This is a genomic window from uncultured Halopseudomonas sp., assembly GCF_963977355.1.
In the GTDB taxonomy this organism is placed as follows: domain Bacteria; phylum Pseudomonadota; class Gammaproteobacteria; order Pseudomonadales; family Pseudomonadaceae; genus Halopseudomonas.
The window spans coordinates 72,620-93,646 of record NZ_CAXBOV010000013.1; the positions used below are offsets into that span (position 1 = coordinate 72,620).

At 56.9% G+C, this 21,027-nt stretch carries 20 protein-coding genes and 1 tRNA gene; 14 read left to right on the top strand and 7 right to left on the bottom strand.

Annotation, left to right across the window (positions count from 1 at the left end; translation table 11 throughout):
- Positions 1–1,191: an acetate kinase gene (locus tag AAC076_RS08975; protein ID WP_339844633.1), complete on the bottom strand. Its 1,191-nt coding sequence runs from the start codon at positions 1,189–1,191 to the stop codon at positions 1–3.
- A gap of 146 nt (positions 1,192–1,337) precedes the next feature.
- Between AAC076_RS08975 and AAC076_RS08980 the strand changes: the two genes are divergently transcribed.
- From AAC076_RS08980 to AAC076_RS08990, 3 genes are all read left to right on the top strand, one after another.
- Positions 1,338–1,823 carry a peptidylprolyl isomerase gene (locus tag AAC076_RS08980; protein WP_339844635.1) on the top strand — a complete coding sequence of 162 codons (486 nt, stop codon included), beginning with the start codon at positions 1,338–1,340 and terminating at the stop codon, positions 1,821–1,823.
- Positions 1,824–1,991: 168 nt separating this feature from the next.
- Positions 1,992–2,579 carry a TetR/AcrR family transcriptional regulator gene (locus AAC076_RS08985; RefSeq protein WP_339844638.1) on the top strand — a complete coding sequence of 196 codons (588 nt, stop codon included), beginning with the start codon at positions 1,992–1,994 and terminating at the stop codon, positions 2,577–2,579.
- Between the two features lie 125 nt (positions 2,580–2,704).
- Positions 2,705–3,814: an NADH:flavin oxidoreductase gene (locus AAC076_RS08990; RefSeq protein ID WP_339844641.1), complete on the top strand. Its 1,110-nt coding sequence runs from the start codon at positions 2,705–2,707 to the stop codon at positions 3,812–3,814.
- On the opposite strand, the gene AAC076_RS08995 is transcribed toward AAC076_RS08990, so the two are convergent.
- Both AAC076_RS08995 and cysZ read right to left on the bottom strand, forming a co-directional pair.
- Positions 3,798–5,021, bottom strand: coding sequence for a glycosyltransferase family 1 protein (locus AAC076_RS08995; RefSeq protein WP_339844643.1), 1,224 nt, complete (start codon positions 5,019–5,021; stop codon positions 3,798–3,800). The genes AAC076_RS08990 and AAC076_RS08995 overlap by 17 nt on opposite strands.
- A gap of 53 nt (positions 5,022–5,074) precedes the next feature.
- Positions 5,075–5,818 (bottom strand): sulfate transporter CysZ, encoded by a 744-nt coding sequence (cysZ, locus tag AAC076_RS09000; RefSeq protein ID WP_339844645.1) that lies wholly within the window; start codon positions 5,816–5,818, stop codon positions 5,075–5,077.
- Positions 5,819–6,014: 196 nt separating this feature from the next.
- On the opposite strand from cysZ, the gene trxB reads away from it, so the two are divergent.
- Entirely contained in the window at positions 6,015–6,962 is a 948-nt protein-coding gene (gene trxB / locus AAC076_RS09005) for a thioredoxin-disulfide reductase (RefSeq protein WP_339844647.1), read from the top strand.
- 69 nt (positions 6,963–7,031) lie between these two features.
- On the opposite strand, the gene AAC076_RS09010 is transcribed toward trxB, so the two are convergent.
- From AAC076_RS09010 to AAC076_RS09020, 3 genes are all read right to left on the bottom strand, one after another.
- Complete coding sequence (locus AAC076_RS09010; RefSeq protein ID WP_339844649.1) at positions 7,032–8,930, bottom strand: DUF4105 domain-containing protein; 1,899 nt, start codon at positions 8,928–8,930, stop codon at positions 7,032–7,034.
- A gap of 71 nt (positions 8,931–9,001) precedes the next feature.
- Entirely contained in the window at positions 9,002–9,502 is a 501-nt protein-coding gene (locus tag AAC076_RS09015; protein ID WP_339844651.1) for a DUF3015 family protein, read from the bottom strand.
- 204 nt (positions 9,503–9,706) lie between these two features.
- Positions 9,707–9,793, bottom strand: a tRNA-Leu gene (locus AAC076_RS09020).
- Positions 9,794–9,944: 151 nt separating this feature from the next.
- On the opposite strand from AAC076_RS09020, the gene queA reads away from it, so the two are divergent.
- The 5 genes from queA (at position 9,945) to secF (ending at position 15,364) form a co-directional block, all read left to right on the top strand.
- Entirely contained in the window at positions 9,945–10,994 is a 1,050-nt protein-coding gene (gene queA / locus AAC076_RS09025) for a tRNA preQ1(34) S-adenosylmethionine ribosyltransferase-isomerase QueA (protein ID WP_339844654.1), read from the top strand.
- A 5-nt stretch (positions 10,995–10,999) separates the two neighbouring features.
- The gene (tgt, locus tag AAC076_RS09030; protein WP_339844736.1) at positions 11,000–12,118 is read left to right on the top strand and encodes a tRNA guanosine(34) transglycosylase Tgt; all 1,119 of its coding nucleotides are present in this window, start codon (positions 11,000–11,002) and stop codon (positions 12,116–12,118) included.
- Between the two features lie 58 nt (positions 12,119–12,176).
- Complete coding sequence (yajC, locus tag AAC076_RS09035; protein WP_339844657.1) at positions 12,177–12,509, top strand: preprotein translocase subunit YajC; 333 nt, start codon at positions 12,177–12,179, stop codon at positions 12,507–12,509.
- A gap of 61 nt (positions 12,510–12,570) precedes the next feature.
- Positions 12,571–14,439: a protein translocase subunit SecD gene (gene secD, locus AAC076_RS09040; protein WP_339844659.1), complete on the top strand. Its 1,869-nt coding sequence runs from the start codon at positions 12,571–12,573 to the stop codon at positions 14,437–14,439.
- 10 nt (positions 14,440–14,449) lie between these two features.
- Positions 14,450–15,364: a protein translocase subunit SecF gene (gene secF / locus AAC076_RS09045; protein ID WP_339844661.1), complete on the top strand. Its 915-nt coding sequence runs from the start codon at positions 14,450–14,452 to the stop codon at positions 15,362–15,364.
- Positions 15,365–15,526: 162 nt separating this feature from the next.
- Here the strand turns inward: secF and suhB are convergent, their stop codons facing one another.
- A complete protein-coding gene (suhB, locus tag AAC076_RS09050; protein ID WP_339844664.1) occupies positions 15,527–16,342 on the bottom strand; it encodes an inositol-phosphate phosphatase in 816 nt (271 codons plus the stop codon).
- A gap of 147 nt (positions 16,343–16,489) precedes the next feature.
- Between suhB and trmJ the strand changes: the two genes are divergently transcribed.
- The 5 genes from trmJ to rlmN all read left to right on the top strand — a co-directional run bounded on the left by trmJ (position 16,490) and on the right by rlmN (position 21,004).
- Complete coding sequence (gene trmJ, locus AAC076_RS09055) at positions 16,490–17,269, top strand: tRNA (cytosine(32)/uridine(32)-2'-O)-methyltransferase TrmJ (RefSeq protein ID WP_339844667.1); 780 nt, start codon at positions 16,490–16,492, stop codon at positions 17,267–17,269.
- 2 nt (positions 17,270–17,271) lie between these two features.
- Positions 17,272–18,090, top strand: a complete 819-nt coding sequence (gene cysE, locus AAC076_RS09060; RefSeq protein ID WP_339844670.1) for a serine O-acetyltransferase — start codon at positions 17,272–17,274, stop codon at positions 18,088–18,090.
- A gap of 12 nt (positions 18,091–18,102) precedes the next feature.
- Positions 18,103–19,254, top strand: a complete 1,152-nt coding sequence (locus AAC076_RS09065) for an IscS subfamily cysteine desulfurase (protein WP_339844672.1) — start codon at positions 18,103–18,105, stop codon at positions 19,252–19,254.
- A 133-nt stretch (positions 19,255–19,387) separates the two neighbouring features.
- Complete coding sequence (gene ndk / locus AAC076_RS09070; RefSeq protein ID WP_339844674.1) at positions 19,388–19,816, top strand: nucleoside-diphosphate kinase; 429 nt, start codon at positions 19,388–19,390, stop codon at positions 19,814–19,816.
- Positions 19,817–19,843: 27 nt separating this feature from the next.
- Positions 19,844–21,004, top strand: a complete 1,161-nt coding sequence (rlmN, locus tag AAC076_RS09075) for a 23S rRNA (adenine(2503)-C(2))-methyltransferase RlmN (protein WP_339844677.1) — start codon at positions 19,844–19,846, stop codon at positions 21,002–21,004.
- Positions 21,005–21,027: the final 23 nt, after the last annotated feature.

A 21,027-nucleotide genomic window follows, 5' to 3' on the forward strand; every position in this document is an offset into this window, starting at 1 on the left:
TTATGGTTGGTCGAGCAACGCCAGACTCTCGTCAGCTATCTGGCGTTCCTCGTCCGTAGGGATGACCCATATGGCCGGAGAACCATCAGCATGGATGGGCGCGGCGATGCCTCTGGCCAGACCTGCGTTGGCATTCGAGTCGATTTTGAAACCCATCACGGCCATGTGCTCCACCGTGCGGGCACGTACACGGGTCGAGTTCTCGCCGATACCGCCGGTAAACAGTAGCCCGTCCAGTCGTGGTAGCGCAGCGCTCAGTCCAAGCAACGAACGTGCAAGCCGATAGCAGAACACCTCAATGGCCAGTCGCGCGCCTTCGTGACCGTCCGTGGCGGCCTGCTCCAGCTGCCGCATGTCGTTGGACAGGCCGGATAACCCGAGCAGCCCGCTTTCGCGATTAAGCAACTGCTCTATACGCGGTAGATCCCAGCCCAGGGTGCGGCCAAGATGGGCATGCAGGTTAGGGTCGACATCGCCGCTGCGCGTGCCCATGACCAGACCTTCCAGGGGCGTGAGGCCCATGCTGGTGTCCAGGCTACGGCCATCGAGCACCGCACAGCTGGAGCAGCCGTTGCCCAGGTGAGCACTGAGCCAGGCACCTTTTCCAGGGCCATGTCCGCTCAGTTCCCCCGCCTGATGGGTAACATACTGATGGCTGGTGCCGTGGAAGCCGTAACGGCGGATGGCGTGCTCGCGGTAGAGGTTTTCCGGTAGTGCGTAACGATAGGCATGGGCAGGCATGCTTTGGTGAAACGCGGTATCAAAAATAGCCACATGGGGTATGTCGTCAAACACGGCCATGGCGGCATGGATGCCAATCAGGTTAGCCGGGTTGTGCAGCGGTGCCAGATCGGCATTGGCGTTGATGGCTGCGATCACGCTGTCGTCAATCAGCTGGGCGCCGGTAAAGTGCTCACCGCCATGGACCACCCGGTGACCCACGGCAGCCACTGGTTGACCGGCGTGCTGCTCGATCAGGGGCAGCAAGGCAGCCATGGCTGTGCCATGGTCGCCATCGCTAAGAGTGGTTTCTTCCCGCTTGTTCGCCGTTTTCCACTCAAGGGTTGCGCGGTCGCTGCCCACGCGCTCGGCCATGCCGCTGAGCAGAGCTGCCCGATCGCCCTCGCGGCGCAGGGCGAATTTGATGGAAGAGCTGCCGCAATTGATAACCAGAACCAGTCGCTGGGCCATCGTTACCTCGAAAGTCGTCGACCAGATGGAGGCCTGAAATTGTTAAGCATCATAGTCTAGGCCCACCGTGCATCGGTCAACCCGTGCGTTCAGCGGCCAAACGGCGTAAACTGCCCCGTTTTAAGCGAAAAGACAGGTGACGAATTATGCAGATTGCTGCGAACAAAGCCGTATCGATTGAATACACACTCACCGATGATGCCGGCGAAGTACTTGATTCGTCTGCTGGTGGTGGTCCGCTGGTTTACCTGCAGGGCGCGGGCAACATTATTCCCGGTCTTGAGCAGGAACTTGAAGGCAAGCAGCCCGGCGACGAGCTGAAAGTGACCGTTGAGCCTGAAAATGCCTACGGCGAATTCAGTGCCGAACTGGTAGCCGTGCTGGGCCGCAACATGTTCGAAGGTGTTGATGAGCTTGAGCCTGGCATGCAGTTCCATGCCTCAGGCCCCGATGGCAGCATGCAGATCGTGACCATCACTGCAGTCGAGGGTGACGAAGTGACCGTCGATGGCAACCATCCGCTGGCTGGCCAGCGCCTGACCTTTGAGGTCAAGGTGGTTGAAGTGCGTGATGCGACCGAAGACGAAATCGCCCATGGTCATATCCATGGTGAAGGTGGCGTCGAGCACTGATACGGGTTGAGGGTCCCGGCTGACGGCCGGGCCAATACCTCGCAGTGATAAAGGCTTCCCTTGGGAAGCCTTTTTTGTGCCCGCCGTTTGGCTATTCAGTGTTATCAATTACATCAATGAAGCAGCGGCGTCCTATTAATAATAGGTGACCGGTCGTATAGTGATTGTATGAACGCAATCCAAGACAAGCGCGCACGTATTCTGGCGGCCGGTACAGAGGTCATGTTGCTCAAGGGCTACAACGGTACCGGTGTGCAGGAAATAACCCAGAGCGCCGGGGTGCCCAAGGGGTCCTTCTATCATTACTTCGAGAGCAAGGAAGATTTTGCGATCCAGGCGCTGCACTACTATTACCTGCCGAGGCTCGAGCGTTTCGGTAATGCGTTGCAGTCTGATGACGTAAGCCCCCGCGAGCGGATTCTGCGTTTTTACCGGGATCTGGTCGGCTACTTTGCCAACCAGCAGGAGCCAACGCATCAGTGCTTCATAGGTAGCCTGTGCCACGAAAAGGCAGGTGACAGCCAACCTATAGGCTACGCCGCCAGTGCCATCCTTAATCGCTCGAGCGAGCTTCTGGCCAACTGTCTGGTTGAGGCACGTGAGGCCGGCGAGCTACCCGCTGATCAGGACCCCCATGCACTGGGCGCCTTCATTGGTGCTGCATGGGAAGGTGCATTGCTGCGTATGAAGGTGGACCGACAGATAGGTCCGCTGAGGGTATTTATAAGCCAGCTGGAGCGTTTGCTGCGGCCTTGAGACCGGTTTGATTATTTGATAACAAGACGACCGGTCCACTCGCTGAGCCTGGAATCAAGGTCGCCCAGTTCATATCCCTATCCGTAACCAGATACAGTTACATAATTACCGCAGGAGTTTTACCTATGTCCGCTGATACCAGCCCCTTGTTTGCCTCTTTTCAGTACGGCCCGCTTACCCTCAACAATCGCATCGTCATGGCGCCGATGACCCGCAACTTTTCCCCCAACGGTGTACCGACCGAACAGGTAGTCGAATACTACCGTCGCCGCTCCGAATCCGGAGTGGGCCTGATCATCACCGAGGGCACCACGGTCAATCATGCGGCAGCCAGTGGCTACCCCGATGTACCGGCGTTCCATGGAAAAGAGTCTCTGGCTGGCTGGAAGAAGGTAGTCGATGCGGTTCACTCAGTGGGTGGCAAGATTGCGCCGCAATTGTGGCACGTAGGTAACACACGCCGTCTGGGTTCAGAGCCGAACGCAGACGTACCTGGTTACGGTCCGATGGAGAAGTTGAAGGACGGCCGGAAAATTGTCCATGGTATGACCCATGATGACATCCGCGACGTGGTCGAAGCCTTTGCCCAGGCTGCTCGCGATGCCAAGGAAATTGGCTGTGATGCAATCGAGCTGCACGGCGCCCATGGTTACCTGATTGACCAGTTCTTCTGGGAAGGCACCAATACCCGTGATGACGAGTATGGCGGCAGCATGGAGAATCGCGGACGTTTCGCCGTGGAAGTGATCAGTGCCGTTCGCGCTGCTGTGGGCCCAGAGTACCCGATCATCTTCCGTTTTTCCCAGTGGAAGCAGCAGGATTACACTGCGCGCCTGGCTCTCACACCGGAGTTGCTGGAAGCCTTTCTGGCGCCGCTGGTTGCCGCTGGCGTGGACATCTTCCATTGCTCGCAGCGTCGCTTCTGGGAGCCGGAGTTTGAAGGGTCTGATCTGAACCTGGCTGGCTGGACTCGCAAGATCACCGGTAAGCCCTGTATCACCGTAGGCAGTGTCGGCCTGGACGGCGAGTTTCTGGAGTTTATGGTCAAGACGGACAAGGTCGCCCAGACCGCCAACATCGATGATCTACTGGTGCGCTTGGGCGCTAACGAGTTTGATCTGGTGGCAGTAGGTCGTGCTCTGATCGTCGATCCCGAGTGGGCTGATAAGGTCCGTGAGGGTCGTTTCAGCGAGATTCTTCCCTTCAGCCGTGAGGCTCTCAAGACCCTGGCTTGAGCCCTGGGTCTCTGGCGGGGGCGGCTCGTGCCGCCTTCGCCTGGCCTGATGCAGCCCTGCTCAGGTAACCTTCGAATCGATCGACCACCGGGCCCCAGCCAAGCTGACAGGCCCGATGTCTCGCGTGTATCCTCACGCTCCGCCTACCTTCTGCGTCCTCAATCAGCCATGCCAGATTGCTGGCAAACTCTTCTGCGTCACCGATGGGGGCAAGGCAGCCGCTGAAGCGGTCGCGTATATGCTGGTGCGCAGCGGCAGAGTCGAAAGCGTTTATGGCAAGGCCCGACGCCATGGCTTCCGTGACCACGTTGCCAAAGGTTTCAATCACGCTTGGGAAAACGAATATGTCGGCGCTGGCATAGGCCTTGGCCAGGCCTGCGCCGTTCAGCCAGCCGGTGAAAAGAGCGTCGGGTAATTGCTGCTGTAAATCTGCGCGCATGGGACCATCGCCCACAATGACCAGGCGCAGTCGTTCCGGATGCTGCGCTGTGTGAAGCGCTTCTTTCCAGGACTGCACCAGAAGTAACAGATTTTTTTCCGGAGCGAGTCTGCCCACGTGCAGGAGTACGATGTCACTCTCTTGCGCGCGCCATTGCTGGCGCAGTTCTGCGCTGCGATGGCTGGGGTGGAATCGCTCGCAATCGACCCCTCGACCAAGCAGGACGAGATTATCCAGCCCTGCGCGCATAAGCTCTTTCTGTTGAGTAGGGCATGCAGTCAGGGTCAGTTGGGTACGATTATGGAACCAGCGCAAATAACTCATGACGGGTTGTTGCAGCAGGCCCACTCCGTAATGATCGGCATATTGCTGGAAATGAGTATGGAAGCCGCTGATGACCGGGATTCCCATCTTCCTGGCAACGCGCAGCGCGGACCATCCCAGCGGCCCTTCGGTAGCCAGGTAGATCGCGTCTGGCCGCTGTAGCTTCCACATGGCACGCAGTCTGTTGCTGGCTGGCAGGCCCAACTGAAGCTCGGGGTAGCGTGGAATGGCCATGCCGTTGACGCGCCGCTCCAGGAGTTCAGGGCCGTTGCTGATGCCCGGGCGCTCGCCGGGTTGGGCGGGTCTTATCAGTTGAATCTGGTGGCCACGTTGCAATAGTCCCCGGCACAAATAGCCAAGGGTATTGGCGACACCGTTCACCTGGGGTGCGTAGGTTTCGGTGACCAGAGCAAAGCACTTTCTCGGGGCGGGATTAGTTTTCATGATCCCAGTATGGGGTGGCGCCATGATGCAAATATGACGCTTTTATAACGAATTCATGTCTGCGCGGCCCCACGTTCACGCACCCAGAGCAGTGTTGAGCCTGCCACGGCGGAGGGCATTACCAGCAGGTTGATCAGTGGAATCAGCATGCCCACGTAGACTGGCAGACCGAAGCCCATTGACAGCAGACGCCTGCCTCTCATCCAGCGCAGCAGATCAATAAAGCTGACCTGATCATTGTCAGCCTGAAGATCGATGTACTGCACCGCCATCATCCATACGCCAAAGGCGATCAATAGCGGTGAACTGATCAGATTGATGACCGGCACGAAACTCAGCAATAGCAATATGATCAGGCGTGGCAGGTAATAGGCAATCTTGCGTAACTCTCGGCCCAGGGCGCGCGGCACTGCCAGCATGATGTCGCGCAGGCCGGTAGACGGGCTGACTTCTCCGCGTTCCTGCTCGGCCACTTTCTCGGCCAAAAAGCCGTAGAAGGGCGAAGCGATTAGATTGGCCAGGATGCTGAAGCCAAAAAACAGCACCAGCAGCACCAGCAGTGCAAAGAGTGGCCAGAGCAGCCATTCGATAAAGCTCAGCCACTGGGGTATCGTTGCCATCAACTGCGCCATCCATATATTGAACTGGCGTATCCCCCAGCCAATCAGCCCGGCAAAAACGGCCAGATTGAGCAATAACGGGATCGCCACAAAGCGGCGTAAGCCCGGCTGACGTACGAGTTGCCAGCCCTGGCGCAGATAATCGGGGCCGCTCAACGGGGCTGATGTTTGCTTCATGAAACAGATCCTTGCTTAAAGAAGGTAAAAGAGCGCTGCGATAGGGTTAAACTATCCGGCTTATACAACGATTGGAATACCCAGTGCCGGCATGCATGGCCTACCATGCGATCCGACACTTACCGTCGGGACACCCCGGCCTGAACCGATCTCTCGCATATTAACCTTACCGCCATGGCGGTGCTCTGGAGGCAGCATGACCGATGTACGTCACACCCGTCTGATTATTCTCGGATCCGGCCCGGCAGGTTACAGCGCCGCTGTGTATGCCGCGCGCGCAAACCTCAAGCCCGTGTTGATCACGGGAATGCAGATGGGCGGTCAGCTGACCACTACGACTGACGTCGACAACTGGCCAGGCGATGTCGAGGGCCTGCAGGGACCGGCTCTGATGGAGCGGATGCGTGAGCATGCCGAGCGTTTCGAAACCGAGATTCTCTTTGACCATATCAACAAGGTTGATCTGACCAAGCGTCCTTTCACCCTGTGGGGCGATCAGGGCGAGTATCAGTGTGACGCATTGATCATTGCCACCGGTGCCTCTGCCCGCTATCTGGGCCTGCCTTCGGAAGAGGCCTTCATGGGCAAGGGCGTTTCAGCCTGCGCTACCTGTGACGGTTTTTTCTACCGTAACCAGGATGTGGCGGTTATCGGTGGCGGTAATACCGCAGTTGAAGAAGCGCTGTACCTGGCCAACATCGCTCGCAAGGTTACCGTGGTGCATCGCCGCGAAGTGTTCCGCGCCGAGAAGATCCTGGTCGACAAACTGCTGGCCCGGGTGGCTGAAGGCAAGATCGAGCTCAAGCTCAACGCGACGCTGGATGAGGTGCTGGGCGACCAAACTGGCGTGACCGGCATGCGTGTCGCCAAGACCACTGGTGAAACCGAAGACATCAAGCTCAGCGGTGTCTTCATTGCCATTGGCCATACGCCCAATACCAGTCTGTTCGAAGATCAGCTCGATATGAAAGACGGCTATCTGAAGATCCAGAGCGGTACGGAAGGAAATGCAACTGCGACCAACATACCGGGTGTATTTGCCGCGGGCGACGTAGCCGATCACGTGTATCGTCAGGCGATCACTTCGGCTGGCGCCGGATGCATGGCTGCACTGGATGCGGAGCGGTATCTGGACGAGCTGTAATAGCGCATTTGAAGGTGACAGGCGTTCGCAATACCAGTAAGGCCCCCTTTTTAGGGGGCCTCGTTGTTTCTACCAGTACCACCCCAGTGCCAGGGTGAGTTCATCACCCCGGTTGCGCTCGTACAACAGTCGCAGATCCTGGTTATTGCCCATGCTCCTTCGCGCTTCCAAGCGCCAGGCATTATAGGTAGAAATCCTTCCGGCGACCGGAATCCGGTGCTCTACCTGTATTTGTGCATCCCATAATGATTCGGTCTCCAGGTTCAATCGTGCACCCATTCGCGCAAAACCGTAGCCTTCCTGTAAGCGATTTTCCTGCACAGCTGCACCCACGTAGGTGGTAGCAAGCAGGCTTTCATCAAGCCGAAAGCCGTAACCCCGATCTGCTTGTACGCGTGGTACGAGGCAGTGCTCGCAGTCGAGGCGCAGGGGTTCTACGCTAACTTTGAGATTCCATGCAGTGCCCGTATCACCCGGCAGTCCGGTCATCGCGGGACTCACGCTGGCGATGGAAATCAGGTCCAGCTGCTTTAGCTGAATGCCCAGGTCGGAAATGTGCAAGCGCAAATCACCCATGCTCAGCGCAGCTCTTTTGACGTGGGCATGGTCTGCATCAAGCGCGTCGTAATAGGCAGGTTTCAATCGCAGCGATAGGGCGCCAGAGGTGTCGGAATTGTAGCTAAGACCTAGTTGAAACCAGCTTGGAGCTCTGCCGGTATGGGGTGATTCTGGCTCCTTGGTATCAAACGATGGTAAGCCGGGAGGTAGTTGATAACGCATTGCCAGTGTCTGTCGGTGGGCAAGATTAGCGGGATCCTCCGCGCCAGCCTCCCGATCCCGTATAAATTGGTAGTAATCGAGCAGGGTATCCAGGATGCGCTGACGGGAGTCGAGGCTCTGGAGAGTAAATGAGACATCCTCAAAGTGAATCTCCTCGAGTGCCAGTTCTTTGAAGAGCTGTTGTTCAGGCCGGCTTAGCCCTTGGTATTTGCCATATAACCGGGACTGACGGGAAGGGTGGTAACTCACCTCGCTCAGCAGCGGTCTATTTTGGTAGCTGGCGCTCCCAAGGCTTTGGATCAAGCTTTGCGGTATGGTCCAGGGCCGACCGTCCGGTATGATCTCCAGGCCCTCGACAATCTCGAGTATCTCAGCCATGCGGTACGCACAATTGCGTCGAAAGAAGTAGTAGGTGTAACGCTTTCCCAGTACTTCCCAGGCATGGGCGGTGACCAGTTTGACAGCCTCTGGGGGCAGGTCCAATTGATATTCCCACATGTCACGAAGTTCGTTTTCGCCGTAGTTGTGATTGTGAAAATAAAAATTGATATGACTGAAGCCGCCGTCATAACCGCCGAAAATGCCTTTGAATATATAGGTGATGGGATCATCGTCGTTTTCCACAATGGCGCCATAGTTGAGGCTGGCATCCATCAGGCCGCCTTGGCTGTGGTCATCTGTGAAATTGAATTTCAACAAAGTGTGGCCGTAATACGAGGCGGGGTTGCCCAGATAGCCGGTGGCGAAGACCACGCTGACGGATGAAACGGTATTGTGGCGCGTCCATTTGTCCAGTTCAGGACAGGTAACGTCTTTGTCTATTTCCAGTTCGGCGCCAAGTTGGCTCTTGAGCCAGATAGCGCGCGCTGGAAAACGGCAGGCGGCGTGTGATCCCGTAGCATCATTTGCATCAGCACGTTCCTTGAATGCACTAAGGGTAGCCTGCAACTCAGCAAGCGGATTCTGACTGCCTTCGGCTGCAAGAAAGAATTCAGGACTTGAAATAGCACTTTGCAGGCGATGCTGTATTAATCCGCTTTTTTCGTAGTGGAGCAGTTTAAGCCAGACAGGGTGGCTGGAAAGCTCTCGAAGTACGTCCGATTGGTCGCCTGATATTGCGTGCTGACTGTTAATCAATAATAAGCAGCCGAACAGACGGAACAAGTGTTGCAAGAGGGAATGGCGCACGCGGAAATCTTATTGGTCTGGGATACTGCGGGAAGAGGGTCGTCGGTGCGCGGCACCGACGACCCACTGACTCAAGCCTGGCAGCTCAGGCTGACAGCCTGGTCCATGGCATCGTAAAGGCCCGCGGCCTTTTCGATATGGGGCATGTTTTCAAAGCCGTCGGCGCCTACTTGGCCAGAAAGGCTGTTGCGTGCGCTTGTGATGGCTGCCGAATGACTGCCCGAATCGCACTCGAGAATATTCAGCAATGTAGTCAAGTGTTCACCTTCACCCTTGGCAGTCTCTTCAGCCAGACTTTCGTAGGTGTCATTGATAAACAGTGCTGCAGCCAGGTTCTTGCCTGAGCAGGTTTCCGGGCTCATGGTGGCGGATGTCACCGCTGTGGTACCGATATCCCAGATTACGTTGGACGTGACTGCAGCCCAGCCTACGGTGGGGAACAGAGCTGCGCCGATGCCGCAATCCACGTACGGATTCGGGCCGGAACCTGCGACTTTGGATTGGGCGAAGGACGGAGCACTTACGGATACACAGGCAACGAGGGCGGCGGTTGCCAAGATTTTGATTTTCATTTTTTGCATTCTTCCTGAATTATTTATTATTCCCTTGAGTCATAAAAACACCAAGGAAACGCAATATATTTCAAGGTCTGAAAAACGGCAATAGCATTTTGCCATTGTCGATAATTCGCTTGCGGGAAGCGTGCGAAGGGTGCTTTTACCGAGGGCATTACAGGGAGGGAGTGTGTCTTTATGAATGACCATTTGCTATGCAAATGGTGCCTCGAGGGAGAATCGAACTCCCACTCTGTCACCAGAAACGGATTTTGAATCCGCCGCGTCTACCAATTCCGCCATCGAGGCCCGTGCTTTCGTACAGACGGCGCGGAGTATACGAATCCCGTGGGTTGGTGGTCAATGGCGGAAGCTGTAATAAATGCGCTTTCTTTGGCCTGGTGTTCGGGTTTCGGCTATCATGTGCGGCCCTTTTACTCCGCCTGGAAGCCATCTCCGCATGCGTCTCAGCGACTTTCATTTCGACCTGCCAGACAGTCTGATCGCACACCACCCGCTGGCGGAGCGTCGCGGTAGCCGACTTTTGTATCTGGACGGCCCGAGCGGCAATGTGAGCCATCGGCATTTCATTGATCTGCTGGAGTACCTGCGCCCGGGCGATCTGATGGTCTTCAACAATACCCGAGTAATTCCGGCCCGGCTATTCGGCCGCAAGGAAACCGGGGGCCAGCTCGAGATCCTTGTCGAACGTGTGCTCGACGCGCGCCGGGTGCTGGCGCATGTCAGGGCCAGCAAGTCGCCCAAGGGCGGCAGTCGTATCATTGTTGACGGTGGCGCGGTGGCGGTGATGGTTGCTCGGCATGATGCGCTCTTCGAGCTGGCATTTGACGAGGATGTGCTGGCGCTTCTTGAGCGGGTCGGGCACATGCCCCTGCCTCCCTATATCGACCGCGCCGATGAGCCAGCAGATCGCGAACGCTATCAAACCGTGTATGCACAGAAAGCCGGGGCAGTAGCGGCGCCTACCGCAGGGCTGCACTTCGACCAGGAAATGCTGCAGGCAATTTCCGACAAGGGCGTGCAGCGCGCCGAGGTAACTCTGCACGTGGGTGCTGGCACCTTTCAGCCAGTTCGAGTCGAGCGCATCGAAGACCACCTGATGCACAGTGAGTGGCTGGAAGTTGGTGCGGATGTGGTCGAGGCGGTCAATGCCTGCAAGGCACGTGGGGGTAGGGTGATCGCGGTGGGTACTACCAGCGTGCGATCCCTGGAAACCGCTGCCCGTGATGGCGAGCTGAAACCTTTCAGTGGCGATACCGATATTTTTATCTACCCTGGTCGCCCGTTCCACGTGGTGGATGCACTGGTGACCAATTTCCATTTGCCGGAATCGACTCTTCTGATGCTGGTGTCGGCATTTGCCGGTTACCCGCAGACCATGGCGGCTTACCAGGCGGCGGTCGCGGAGCATTACCGCTTTTTCAGTTACGGTGATGCGATGTTCATCACCCGCAATCCGGCTGCGGCCGGCCCCGAGGACGCAGCATGAGTCACATGAGTTTTGAGTTGCTGGCTACCGACGGCAAGGCGCGTCGCGGTCGGCTGACTTTCCCCCGCGGCGTGGTGGAAACCCCAGCATTTATGCCCGTGGGCACCTACGGTACGGTCAAGGGTATGCTGCCTCGCGATGTCGAGGCCATTGGCGCCCAGATCATCCTCGGCAACACCTTTCATTTGTGGTTGCGACCGGGTACCGAGGTGATCAAGGCGCACGGTGACCTGCACGACTTCATGCAGTGGCAGGGTCCGATTCTGACTGATTCCGGTGGTTTTCAAGTCTTCAGCCTCGGTGCCATGCGCAAGATCAAGGAAGAGGGCGTGTATTTTTCCTCACCGGTGGATGGCGCCAAGGTGTTCATGGGGCCGGAGGAATCCATGCAGGTCCAGCGTGATCTGGGCTCTGACATTGTGATGATTTTTGACGAATGCACGCCCTATCCGGCTGACGTGGATACTGCCCGTGTCTCCATGGAGCTGTCCCTGCGTTGGGCCAAGCGTTCCAAGGTCGCCCACGGTGATAACCCCTCCGCTTTGTTCGGTATTGTGCAGGGAGGCATGCATGAAGAACTGCGCTTGCGTTCGCTGGAGGGATTGAACGAGATTGGCTTTGATGGCCTGGCTATTGGCGGTCTGTCTGTTGGTGAGCCGAAGGAAGAAATGATCAAGGTGCTGGATTTTCTACCTCAGCACATGCCGACGGATAAGCCACGTTATCTGATGGGTGTCGGCAAGCCCCAGGATCTTGTTGAGGGCGTGCGCCGGGGAGTCGATATGTTCGACTGTGTTATGCCTACGCGCAACGCCCGTAACGGGTATCTGTTTGTTGATGCAGGCGTAATCAAGATCCGCAATGCGGTGCACAAACACGATTCCTCGACCCTGGATCCGACCTGCGACTGCTATACCTGTCAGCATTTTTCCCGTGGATATCTGCATCATCTGGACAAGTGTGACGAAATGCTCGGCAGCATGCTCAACACTATCCACAATCTGCGCTATTACCAGCGACTGATGGGCGGTTTGCGCGGTGCCATCCAAACAGGTACATTGAGCGCCTTTGTGGACGACTTCTACGCTCGGATTGGCTTGCCGGTACCTCCCCTGGAGGCCTGAAAAGCGCTCTGGAAGCGCCCTTGATCTTTCTTTCGAGTAAATACTACAGGAGTGTCACATGAGCTTTTTCATACCTGCCGCCATGGCTCAAACGCCAGGAGCAGCATCACCCATGGGTGGTGGTTTCGAATGGATTTTCCTGGTCGGTTTCCTGGTCATCTTCTATTTCATGATCTGGCGTCCACAGGCCAAGCGGGCCAAGGAACACAAAAATCTGATTGGTGGTCTGGGCGTAGGTGACGAGGTCGTGACCGGCGGCGGGATTCTCGGCAAGGTAAAGAAAGTCACCGACGAGTTCATCGTGCTGGAAGTAAGTGAAGGCCAGGAGCTGAAGTTCCAGAAGGGCGCTGTTGTTGCAGCGCTGCCCAAGGGCACACTGAAAGCCATCTGATCCGCACCAACCACCTTTCTTCGGGCGCCCTTTGGCGCCCGGATTGTTATCGGGCTCCGATATGCTCAACCGTTACCCCCTCTGGAAATACCTGCTGATCGTCGCCGTGCTGGTTCTCGGCGTGATCTACGCTCTACCCAATCTTTATCCGGACGATCCGGCCATCCAGATTTCCGGCGCTCAGACCGGCCAGACTATCGAGCAGCGTGAGCTGGATCGGATAGAGGCCGCGTTACAGGACGCTGGTATTGCCACCAAGGGCACTGATCTGGGTGACCTGGATCGTTCCGGTCTTGTGCGCCTGGTCAATCGTTCAGATCAACTGGCTGCTCAGGACGTAGTGCGACGCACCCTTGGCCAGCAGTTTGTTGTTGCTCAAAACCTTGCTCCAACCACACCGCAGTGGCTGATGAATATCGGCGCTGGCCCGATGAAGCTGGGTCTCGACCTGTCTGGTGGTGTGCACTTCTTGCTGGAAGTGGACATGGACAAGGCGATAGAAGCGCGGGTCAATGTGTACGAGAGCGAAATCCGCAATCTGCTGCGCGGAGAGCGCGTGCGTTATCGCAGCATGCCGAATCAGGGTAATGTGCTGCAGTTCGGGTTTACCGATGAGGCGCAGTTGTCTGAAGCGCAGCGTCTGATCAGTGCCGACTACAACCAGTTTCAGATGACTACGGTCAGTCGTGAGGAGCTGGAGGTGCTGCGCCTGACCCTGACTGAAGCCGAGATGGCAGAGATTCGCGACTACTCGGTACGCCAGAACCTGACCACGGTGCGTAACCGGGTTAACGAGTTGGGTGTGGCTGAACCGCTGGTTCAACGCCAGGGGGCAAACCGTATCGTTGTGGAGCTACCCGGCGTGCAAGATACTGCCGAAGCCAAGCGTATTCTCGGCAAGACAGCGAACCTGGAGTTTCGTCTGGGGGCAGAGTCTGATGCACCACGCGCTACGGTCGAGACCTTCGACTTTCGTGGCGACAAGCGTCCCCCTGCGGATGTTGAGCGCAGCATTATCCTGACCGGTGATCAGGTAACCGACGCCCAGTCCAACTATGATGAGAACGGCCAGCCTCAGGTCAATATACGTCTCGACGGCCCGGGCGGCGACATGATGACGCGAGCCACCCGCAACAACGTGGGACGCGGTATGGCGGTGATCTTCATCGAGCAACGACAGATTTCACGCAAGGTTCAACAGGAAGTCGACGGTGAGATGGTTGAAGTTGATGTGCCAGCCTTTATCGAGGAAAAGAGCATCATCAGCCTGGCGACGATTCAGAGCACACTGGGCAACCAGTTCCGGATTACCGGCCTGGACTCACCGGCTGAGGCTTCCGAGCTGGCGCTGTTGCTTCGCGCGGGCGGTCTCGCTGCACCGATGTACTTTGTTGAAGAGCGCACCGTAGGTCCAAGCCTGGGTGCCGAGAACATTGCCAAGGGTGTATCGGCCACGCAGGCAGGTTTTGTCCTGGTTCTGATCTTCATGTTGGTGCTGTACAAGGTGTTTGGTATCTACGCCGGTGTGGCCCTGAGCTTCAATCTGGTTCTGTTGTTGGCATTGATGTCGCTGCTGGGCGCTACGCTGACCTTGCCAGGGATCGCGGGTATCGTGCTCACCCTGGGTATGGCTGTGGATGCCAACGTGCTGATCTTCTCTCGTATCAAGGAGGAAATCGCCGGAGGGGTGTCTGCGCAACGGGCTATTCATGAAGGCTACGACAAGGCTTTTTCGGCGATCATCGACGGCAGTCTGACAACCCTGCTTGTGGGTGTGATTCTGTTTGCCATGGGTTCCGGCCCGATCAAGGGCTTTGCAGTAACGCTCTCGCTGGGCATCCTGACTTCGATGTTCAGTGCCATCATGGTCACCCGGGCGATGGTCAATCTGACCATTGGTGGACGTGACATCAAGAAGCTGTGGCTGTGAGGAGCGCGACATGATTACCAGTAAAACCATCAAGTTCATGGGGCTGCGCAAGCTGTTCTACGCCGTCGCCATTGTCCTCATGATCTGCTCCATCGCCAGTCTTGCGGTCAAGCAGCTCAATCTGGGGCTCGACTTTACAGGCGGTGCTTTGGTCGAGCTGCAGTATGAGTCTGCAGCTGATCTCTCCGAAGTCCGCACTATTTTGCGTGCTGCGGGTTATGACGATGCGGTAGTGCAGAACTTCGGTGCATCCACCGACGTGCTGATCCGCCTGGCTAGTGATGATCCTGATCTGGGTAGCCGAATCGCAGAGATTGTCCGCGGTGAAGAGAGCGGTGAAGTTACCGTCAAGCGTATCGAGTTCATTGGCCCGCAGGTCGGGGAAGAGCTTCGTGACCAGGGCGGTCTGGGTATGCTGCTGGCAATGGGCGGAATTCTGCTCTATGTGTCGCTGCGTTTTCAGATGAAATTCGCCGTGGCATCCATCGTCGCGCTGGTCCACGACGTAATCTTCACGCTCGGTATTTTCTCGTTCTTCGGCATTTCCTTCGACCTCACTGTGCTGGCCGCATTGCTAGCTGTGATCGGTTACTCGCTGAACGACACCATCGTGGTGTTCGACCGGGTGCGGGAAAACCTGCGGGTGATGCGCAATGTCGAACTGGAAGAGGTGATCAACGTCTCCACTACCCAGACGCTCGCGCGGACATTGGCAACGTCGGCATCGACCTTGCTGGTACTTTTCGCACTGTATTTCTTCGGTGGCGAGAATATTCAGGGCTTTGCGTTGGCACTGATCATCGGTGTGGGTATTGGTACTTACTCGTCAATCTATGTGGCTAACGGTCTGCTGATGACGATGAACCTGACCCGCGAAGATCTCATACCGCCGCAGATTGAAGAAGAGGCGGACGACAGGCCCTAGCTGCGTCAGGCTTAAAGTCCCAACTGGAGCGTGCAGGTCTAAAAAAAGGTTCTTGGCTGAAGTCCGAAGTGATGCGGACCAAAGCGAAGAACCTTTTTTGCTTCCAGCTTTCCCGAACTACCAGTGTCCGAAAAGCTTGCTACTGGTATCTGCTGAAGCGCCTTAGCGCTTCATGCTGGGTGCCAGGTGTGGCTGGATCGCGGTGAGCACTGCCTTGAAGCATTTCGGGTTGCCCGCCACGATGTGGCCTTTCTCGAGGAAGTGGTGGTCGCCGGTAAAGTCGCTGACCAGACCGCCCGCTTCCTGAATCAGCAGCGTGCCCGCAGCCATGTCCCACTCGGCCAGACCGGCTTCCCAGAACGCGTCGTAGCGCCCGGCGGCAACGTAGGCGAGATCCAGGCTGGCAGCGCCGCAACGGCGAATGCCGGCTGTCTGTCCAATCAAGCTACGGAACATGCCCAGGTAGTTGTCCAGCGATTCCATCTGATTCTGGCGGAACGGGAAGCCTGTACCCAGCAATGCGCCATCCAGAGTCTTGCGCGAGGTCACGCGCAGGCGCTTGCCGTTAAGCGATGCGCCACGGCCACGGCTGGCGGTGAACTCTTCCTGACGAACCGGGTCCAGCACCACCGCGTGTTCGATCCGGCCTTTGATCCGGCAGGCTATGCTCACTGCATAGTGAGGAATGCCGCGAACGAAATTGGTGGTGCCGTCCAGTGGATCGATGATCCAGACAATGTCGGCCCCATCACCCTGACCCGGCTGAAAACCGGATTCTTCGGCGTGGATGCCATGATTCGGGTAGGCCTTGCGCAGGTGGCCGATGATGGTCTGTTCGGCAGCCCGGTCAACTTCGGTAACGTAATCGTTGGCCTCTTTCTCGTTGACGGTCAGAACGTCAAGCCGCTCCACAGAGCGATAGATCAGTTCTCCTGCACTGCGTGCGGCGCGCAGGGCGATGTTCAACATGGGCTGCATACGGGTGTCTCTGATTAGGGGGTTTTGAAGAGCCGGAAATTGTAGCAGATAAGCACGCCAACATGAATGCATCATGGCCTTTGTGTGCTGGCTTTTGTAAGATGTGCGGTTCCTCGCCAACCGGCGCAACCTTCGTGGAGTGCTAACGTGCTGGACAATGTTCGAGTGGTTCTGGTTAACACCAGTCATCCCGGCAATATCGGTGGCGCAGCCCGCGCGATGAAGAATATGGGGCTTACCCGGTTGGTGCTGGTCGATCCGCAGCGTTTTCCGGATCCCAATGCTGCCGCCCGCGGCGCCGGGGCAGACGATGTGCTCGAAGGCGCCTTGATTGTCCCAACGCTTGAGGAGGCTATTGCCGATTGCGTATTGGTCATGGGTACCAGTGCGCGTGACCGGCGCATTCCCTGGCCGGTGGTGGACCCGCGCGAGGCTGCAGAAAAAGTGCTGGACCAGATTGCCGAGCTGCCAGATGCACAGGTGGCGCTGGTGTTCGGGCGTGAAGATTCCGGCCTTACCAGTGACGAGCTGCAGCGTTGTCAGTTTCATGTGCACATACCATCAAACCCTGAGTTCAGCTCCTTGAATCTGGCGGCCGCGGTACAGGTGCTCGCCTATGAGCTGCGCATGCTGGTGTTAAAGCGCCAGAATCAGCCCACGCACATGCAAAAGATTGAAACCACAGCGACTCAGAATGAAATTCCGACCACTGCCGAGGAAATGGAGCAGTATTTTGGCCATTTGCAGCAGGTGCTGGTTGAAATCGGCTTCCTTGACCCGCACAAACCAAGACAGCTGATGCCAAGGCTACGCCGCCTGTACGGCCGTATCCGGATAAACCGGATGGAAATGAATATTCTGCGTGGCATCCTCACCGAAACACAGAAAGCTATCGGCGTGAAAGCGACCGGTGAGCGGAGACGTTAATCATGTTCAAGCGTATGAAGGAAGATATTGCCAGTGTGTTCCACCGGGACCCGGCAGCACGCAGCACAGTGGAAGTGCTGTTCTGCTATCCCGGTTTGCACGCCATATGGCTGCATCGCCTGGCCCATGCGTTGTGGATGCGCAATGCCCGGCTGGTGGCGCGTATGGTGTCGAATTTCGCCCGCTGGGCCACGGGGATCGAAATTCATCCGGGAGCCAAGCTCGGTCGACGTTTCTTTATTGACCACGGAATGGGTGTGGTGATTGGTGAGACAGCCGAGATCGGTGACGATGTAACCTTGTATCAGGGCGTCACCCTCGGCGGCACCAGTTGGGACAAGGGCAAGCGCCACCCTACGCTGGAAGACGGCGTGGTCGTGGGCGCCGGTGCCAAGGTGCTGGGTCCTTTTACGGTGGGTGCTGGTGCCAAGATCGGTTCCAACGCGGTCGTTACCAAGGCGGTGCCGGCCGGTGCAACTGCGGTTGGTATTCCTGGTCGTATCATTCCGAAAGAGTCGGACAAGGCTGACGAGCAATGCGCCAAGCGTCAGGCAATGGCTGAAAAGCTGGGCTTCGATGCGTATGGGGTAACCCGTGATACGCCTGACCCGGTGGCTCGTGCCATCGGACAGATGCTCGACCACATGCAGGCTGTGGATGGTCGTCTCGAGGGTATGTGTCAGGCGCTGGGTGAGCTGGGCAGTGATTACTGTGCCAAGGAGCTTCCTGCACTTGGGGGTGAGGACTTCGACCTGCTCAAGGCCGAAGTCGATAGCATTGAAGTCAAGCCGGGTAACTCCAGCGAAGCCGGGCGTTCATAGGATACGATGCCAATGTTGCCGATCTATCTCGATTACGCTGCCACCACTCCGGTAGACCCCGCCGTCGCCGAAAAGATGATGGGGTGTCTGACGATGGACGGGAATTTTGCCAATCCCGCTTCACGCTCGCACATTTTCGGATGGAAGGCCGAGGAGGCGGTGGAGCTTGCCCGGCGCCAGGTTGCGGATCTGGTGGGTGCCGATCCACGGGAAATCATCTGGACGTCCGGCGCGACAGAGTCCGATAACCTGGCCATCAAGGGCGCGGCCTATAGTCGCGCCGAGCGCGGACGGCACATCATCACGTCACAAATCGAACACAAAGCGGTGCTCGACAGCTGTCATCAGCTGGAACGCGAGGGCTTTGAGGTGACCTGGCTCAAGCCCTCGGCTGAGGGCATTATTGAGCCTGAGCAGCTGCAGCAGGCGATGCGTGAGGACACCATTCTCGTATCATTGATGCATGTGAACAACGAGATCGGCACCATCAACGACATCGCCGCTCTTGGGCATATCGCCCGCACAGGCGGCGCCCTGATGCATGTGGACGCGGCTCAGTCCACCGGAAAGCTGCTGATTGATCTGCATGAGCTCCCGGTCGATCTCATGTCATTTTGTGCGCACAAGACCTATGGGCCAAAAGGTGTGGGTGCGCTCTTTGTACGCCGCGATCCAGGGCTGCGTCTTGAAGCACTGATTCACGGCGGAGGGCATGAGCGTGGTATGCGATCTGGGACTCTGCCGACCCATCAGATCGTTGGTATGGGGGCGTGCTTCGCTTTGGCCGGAGAGTTGATGAGTCAGGAAAACCAGCGCATCAGCGAACTGCGCGACCTGCTGCTGGCCGGTTTGGCCGTTTTGCCCGAGGTGTTCGTTAATGGTAGCCGTGAACGGCGCGTGCCACACAACCTCAATCTGGCTTTTGCCGGAGTCGATGGGGAGCTGCTTTTGCTCGCATTGAAGGATCTGGCACTTTCTTCCGGTTCGGCCTGTACATCTGCCTCTGTTGAGCCATCCTATGTATTACGAGGATTGGGCATGACCAATGAGCTTGCCCAGGGTTCGCTTCGACTCTCACTGGGTCGCTTCACCACGATCGACGAAGTGAAACGTGCTGCGCAGATACTCTGTGCGGTGGTCCCGCGATTACGCCAGGTCGCCTGAACGGCTAGCCCATCCGCGCTGTGCCGATGAATCTGCCGGCCGGTATGTATTTGCCTCTAACCTGCGTATAATCCGCGGGTTAACAATTCCGCATAATTTCTCAACTTACATTTATATTTCTGGAGAGTTTTCCATGGCCGTAGAACGTACCCTGTCTATCATCAAGCCCGACGCAGTTGCCAAGAACGTAGTTGGTCAGATCATCAGCCGTTTCGAAAAGGCCGGTCTGAGTGTTGTCGCTGCCAAGATGGTTCAGCTGTCCCAGTCCGATGCTGAAGGCTTTTATGCCGAGCACAGCGCGCGTCCTTTCTTCAAGGATCTGGTTGGTTTCATGACCTCCGGTCCGGTTGTTGTTCAGGTGCTGGAAGGCGAAGGCGCAGTATTGAAAAACCGTGAACTGATGGGTGCTACCAACCCCAAGGAAGCTGATGCGGGCACTATCCGCGCTGATTTCGCTGAATCCATTGATGCCAACGCCGTACATGGTTCGGACTCTACTACTTCCGCGGCTCGCGAAATCGGTTACTTTTTCGCAGAAACCGATCTCTGCTCGCGCGGCTAAGATGATTTTCAACACCAGGGTGATGATGTGACTGCCACAAGCAATGTCAACGGCAAAGTAAATCTGCTGGGTCTGACCCAGCCGAAAATGGAAGCCTTCTTCGAGAGCCTCGGGGAAAAGCGCTTCCGTGCCGGACAGATAATGAAGTGGATTCATCACCAGGGTGTTGATAATTTCGACGACATGACGAATGTCAGCAAGGCCCTGCGCGAGAAGCTCGCAGCCTGCGCCGAGATTCGTCCGCCGGAAGTCGTCAGCGAAGACATCTCCACCGACGGTACACGCAAGTGGGTCGTAAGAGTTGCCTCTGGCAGCTGCGTGGAGACTGTCTACATCCCCCAGAATGGACGCGGCACTCTGTGCGTGTCTTCCCAGGCGGGTTGTGCGCTGGACTGCAGTTTCTGCTCTACCGGCAAGCAAGGTTTTAATAGTGATCTGAGCGTGGCCGAAATCATCGGTCAGGTCTGGATTGCCAACAAGTCCTTCGGCAGTATCCCGGCCAAGAGTGATCGCGCGATTACCAACGTGGTTATGATGGGTATGGGTGAGCCGCTACTCAATTTCGACAATGTGCTTGATGCCATGTTGTTGATGATGGATGACCTGGGTTACGGGATCTCCAAACGTAAGGTTACTTTGTCGACTTCCGGCGTGGTGCCGATGATCGAGAAGTTGGGCGAAGTGACTGATGTGGCACTGGCGCTTTCGCTGCATGCGCCAAATAACGCCCTTCGTAACCAACTGGTGCCGTTGAACAAGAAGTATCCCCTGGAAGTCTTGCTGCCTGCCTGTAATCGTTACATGGCCAGACTTGGCGAAAAGCGGGTGCTGACTATTGAGTACACCATGCTCAAGGATATCAACGACCAGCCAGAACACGCGGAAGAGATGATAGCGCTACTGCGCGAAACCCCTTGCAAGATCAATCTCATACCGTTCAACCCTTTCCCCCATTCCGGGTACGAGCGGCCAAGTAACAACAGTATCCGCCGCTTTCAGGATATGCTGCACAAGGCGGGCTACAACGTCACCGTGCGCACGACCCGGGGTGAAGATATCGATGCCGCCTGCGGTCAACTGGTTGGCCAGGTCATGGATCGTACCCGGCGCAGTGAACGCTACATCGCTCTTAGAGAATTGCCGGTTGACGGGTCGCCTGTTGCGCAGCCTTCCAACGCGGACCGGTAAGCCATCCAACCGAGGATCGATTG

Bases quoted from the DNA above. Each gene is read 5' to 3' on its own strand.
- AAC076_RS08975 (WP_339844633.1), bottom strand. From the start codon at position 1,191: ATGGCCCAGCGACTGGTTCTGGTTATCAATTGCGGCAGCTCTTCCATC.
- AAC076_RS08980 (WP_339844635.1), top strand. From the start codon at position 1,338: ATGCAGATTGCTGCGAACAAAGCCGTATCGATTGAATACACACTCACC.
- AAC076_RS08985 (WP_339844638.1), top strand. From the start codon at position 1,992: ATGAACGCAATCCAAGACAAGCGCGCACGTATTCTGGCGGCCGGTACA.
- AAC076_RS08990 (WP_339844641.1), top strand. From the start codon at position 2,705: ATGTCCGCTGATACCAGCCCCTTGTTTGCCTCTTTTCAGTACGGCCCG.
- AAC076_RS08995 (WP_339844643.1), bottom strand. From the start codon at position 5,021: ATGAAAACTAATCCCGCCCCGAGAAAGTGCTTTGCTCTGGTCACCGAA.
- cysZ (WP_339844645.1), bottom strand. From the start codon at position 5,818: ATGAAGCAAACATCAGCCCCGTTGAGCGGCCCCGATTATCTGCGCCAG.
- trxB (WP_339844647.1), top strand. From the start codon at position 6,015: ATGACCGATGTACGTCACACCCGTCTGATTATTCTCGGATCCGGCCCG.
- AAC076_RS09015 (WP_339844651.1), bottom strand. From the start codon at position 9,502: ATGAAAATCAAAATCTTGGCAACCGCCGCCCTCGTTGCCTGTGTATCC.
- queA (WP_339844654.1), top strand. From the start codon at position 9,945: ATGCGTCTCAGCGACTTTCATTTCGACCTGCCAGACAGTCTGATCGCA.
- tgt (WP_339844736.1), top strand. From the start codon at position 11,000: ATGAGTTTTGAGTTGCTGGCTACCGACGGCAAGGCGCGTCGCGGTCGG.
- yajC (WP_339844657.1), top strand. From the start codon at position 12,177: ATGAGCTTTTTCATACCTGCCGCCATGGCTCAAACGCCAGGAGCAGCA.
- secD (WP_339844659.1), top strand. From the start codon at position 12,571: ATGCTCAACCGTTACCCCCTCTGGAAATACCTGCTGATCGTCGCCGTG.
- secF (WP_339844661.1), top strand. From the start codon at position 14,450: ATGATTACCAGTAAAACCATCAAGTTCATGGGGCTGCGCAAGCTGTTC.
- suhB (WP_339844664.1), bottom strand. From the start codon at position 16,342: ATGCAGCCCATGTTGAACATCGCCCTGCGCGCCGCACGCAGTGCAGGA.
- cysE (WP_339844670.1), top strand. From the start codon at position 17,272: ATGTTCAAGCGTATGAAGGAAGATATTGCCAGTGTGTTCCACCGGGAC.
- AAC076_RS09065 (WP_339844672.1), top strand. From the start codon at position 18,103: ATGTTGCCGATCTATCTCGATTACGCTGCCACCACTCCGGTAGACCCC.
- ndk (WP_339844674.1), top strand. From the start codon at position 19,388: ATGGCCGTAGAACGTACCCTGTCTATCATCAAGCCCGACGCAGTTGCC.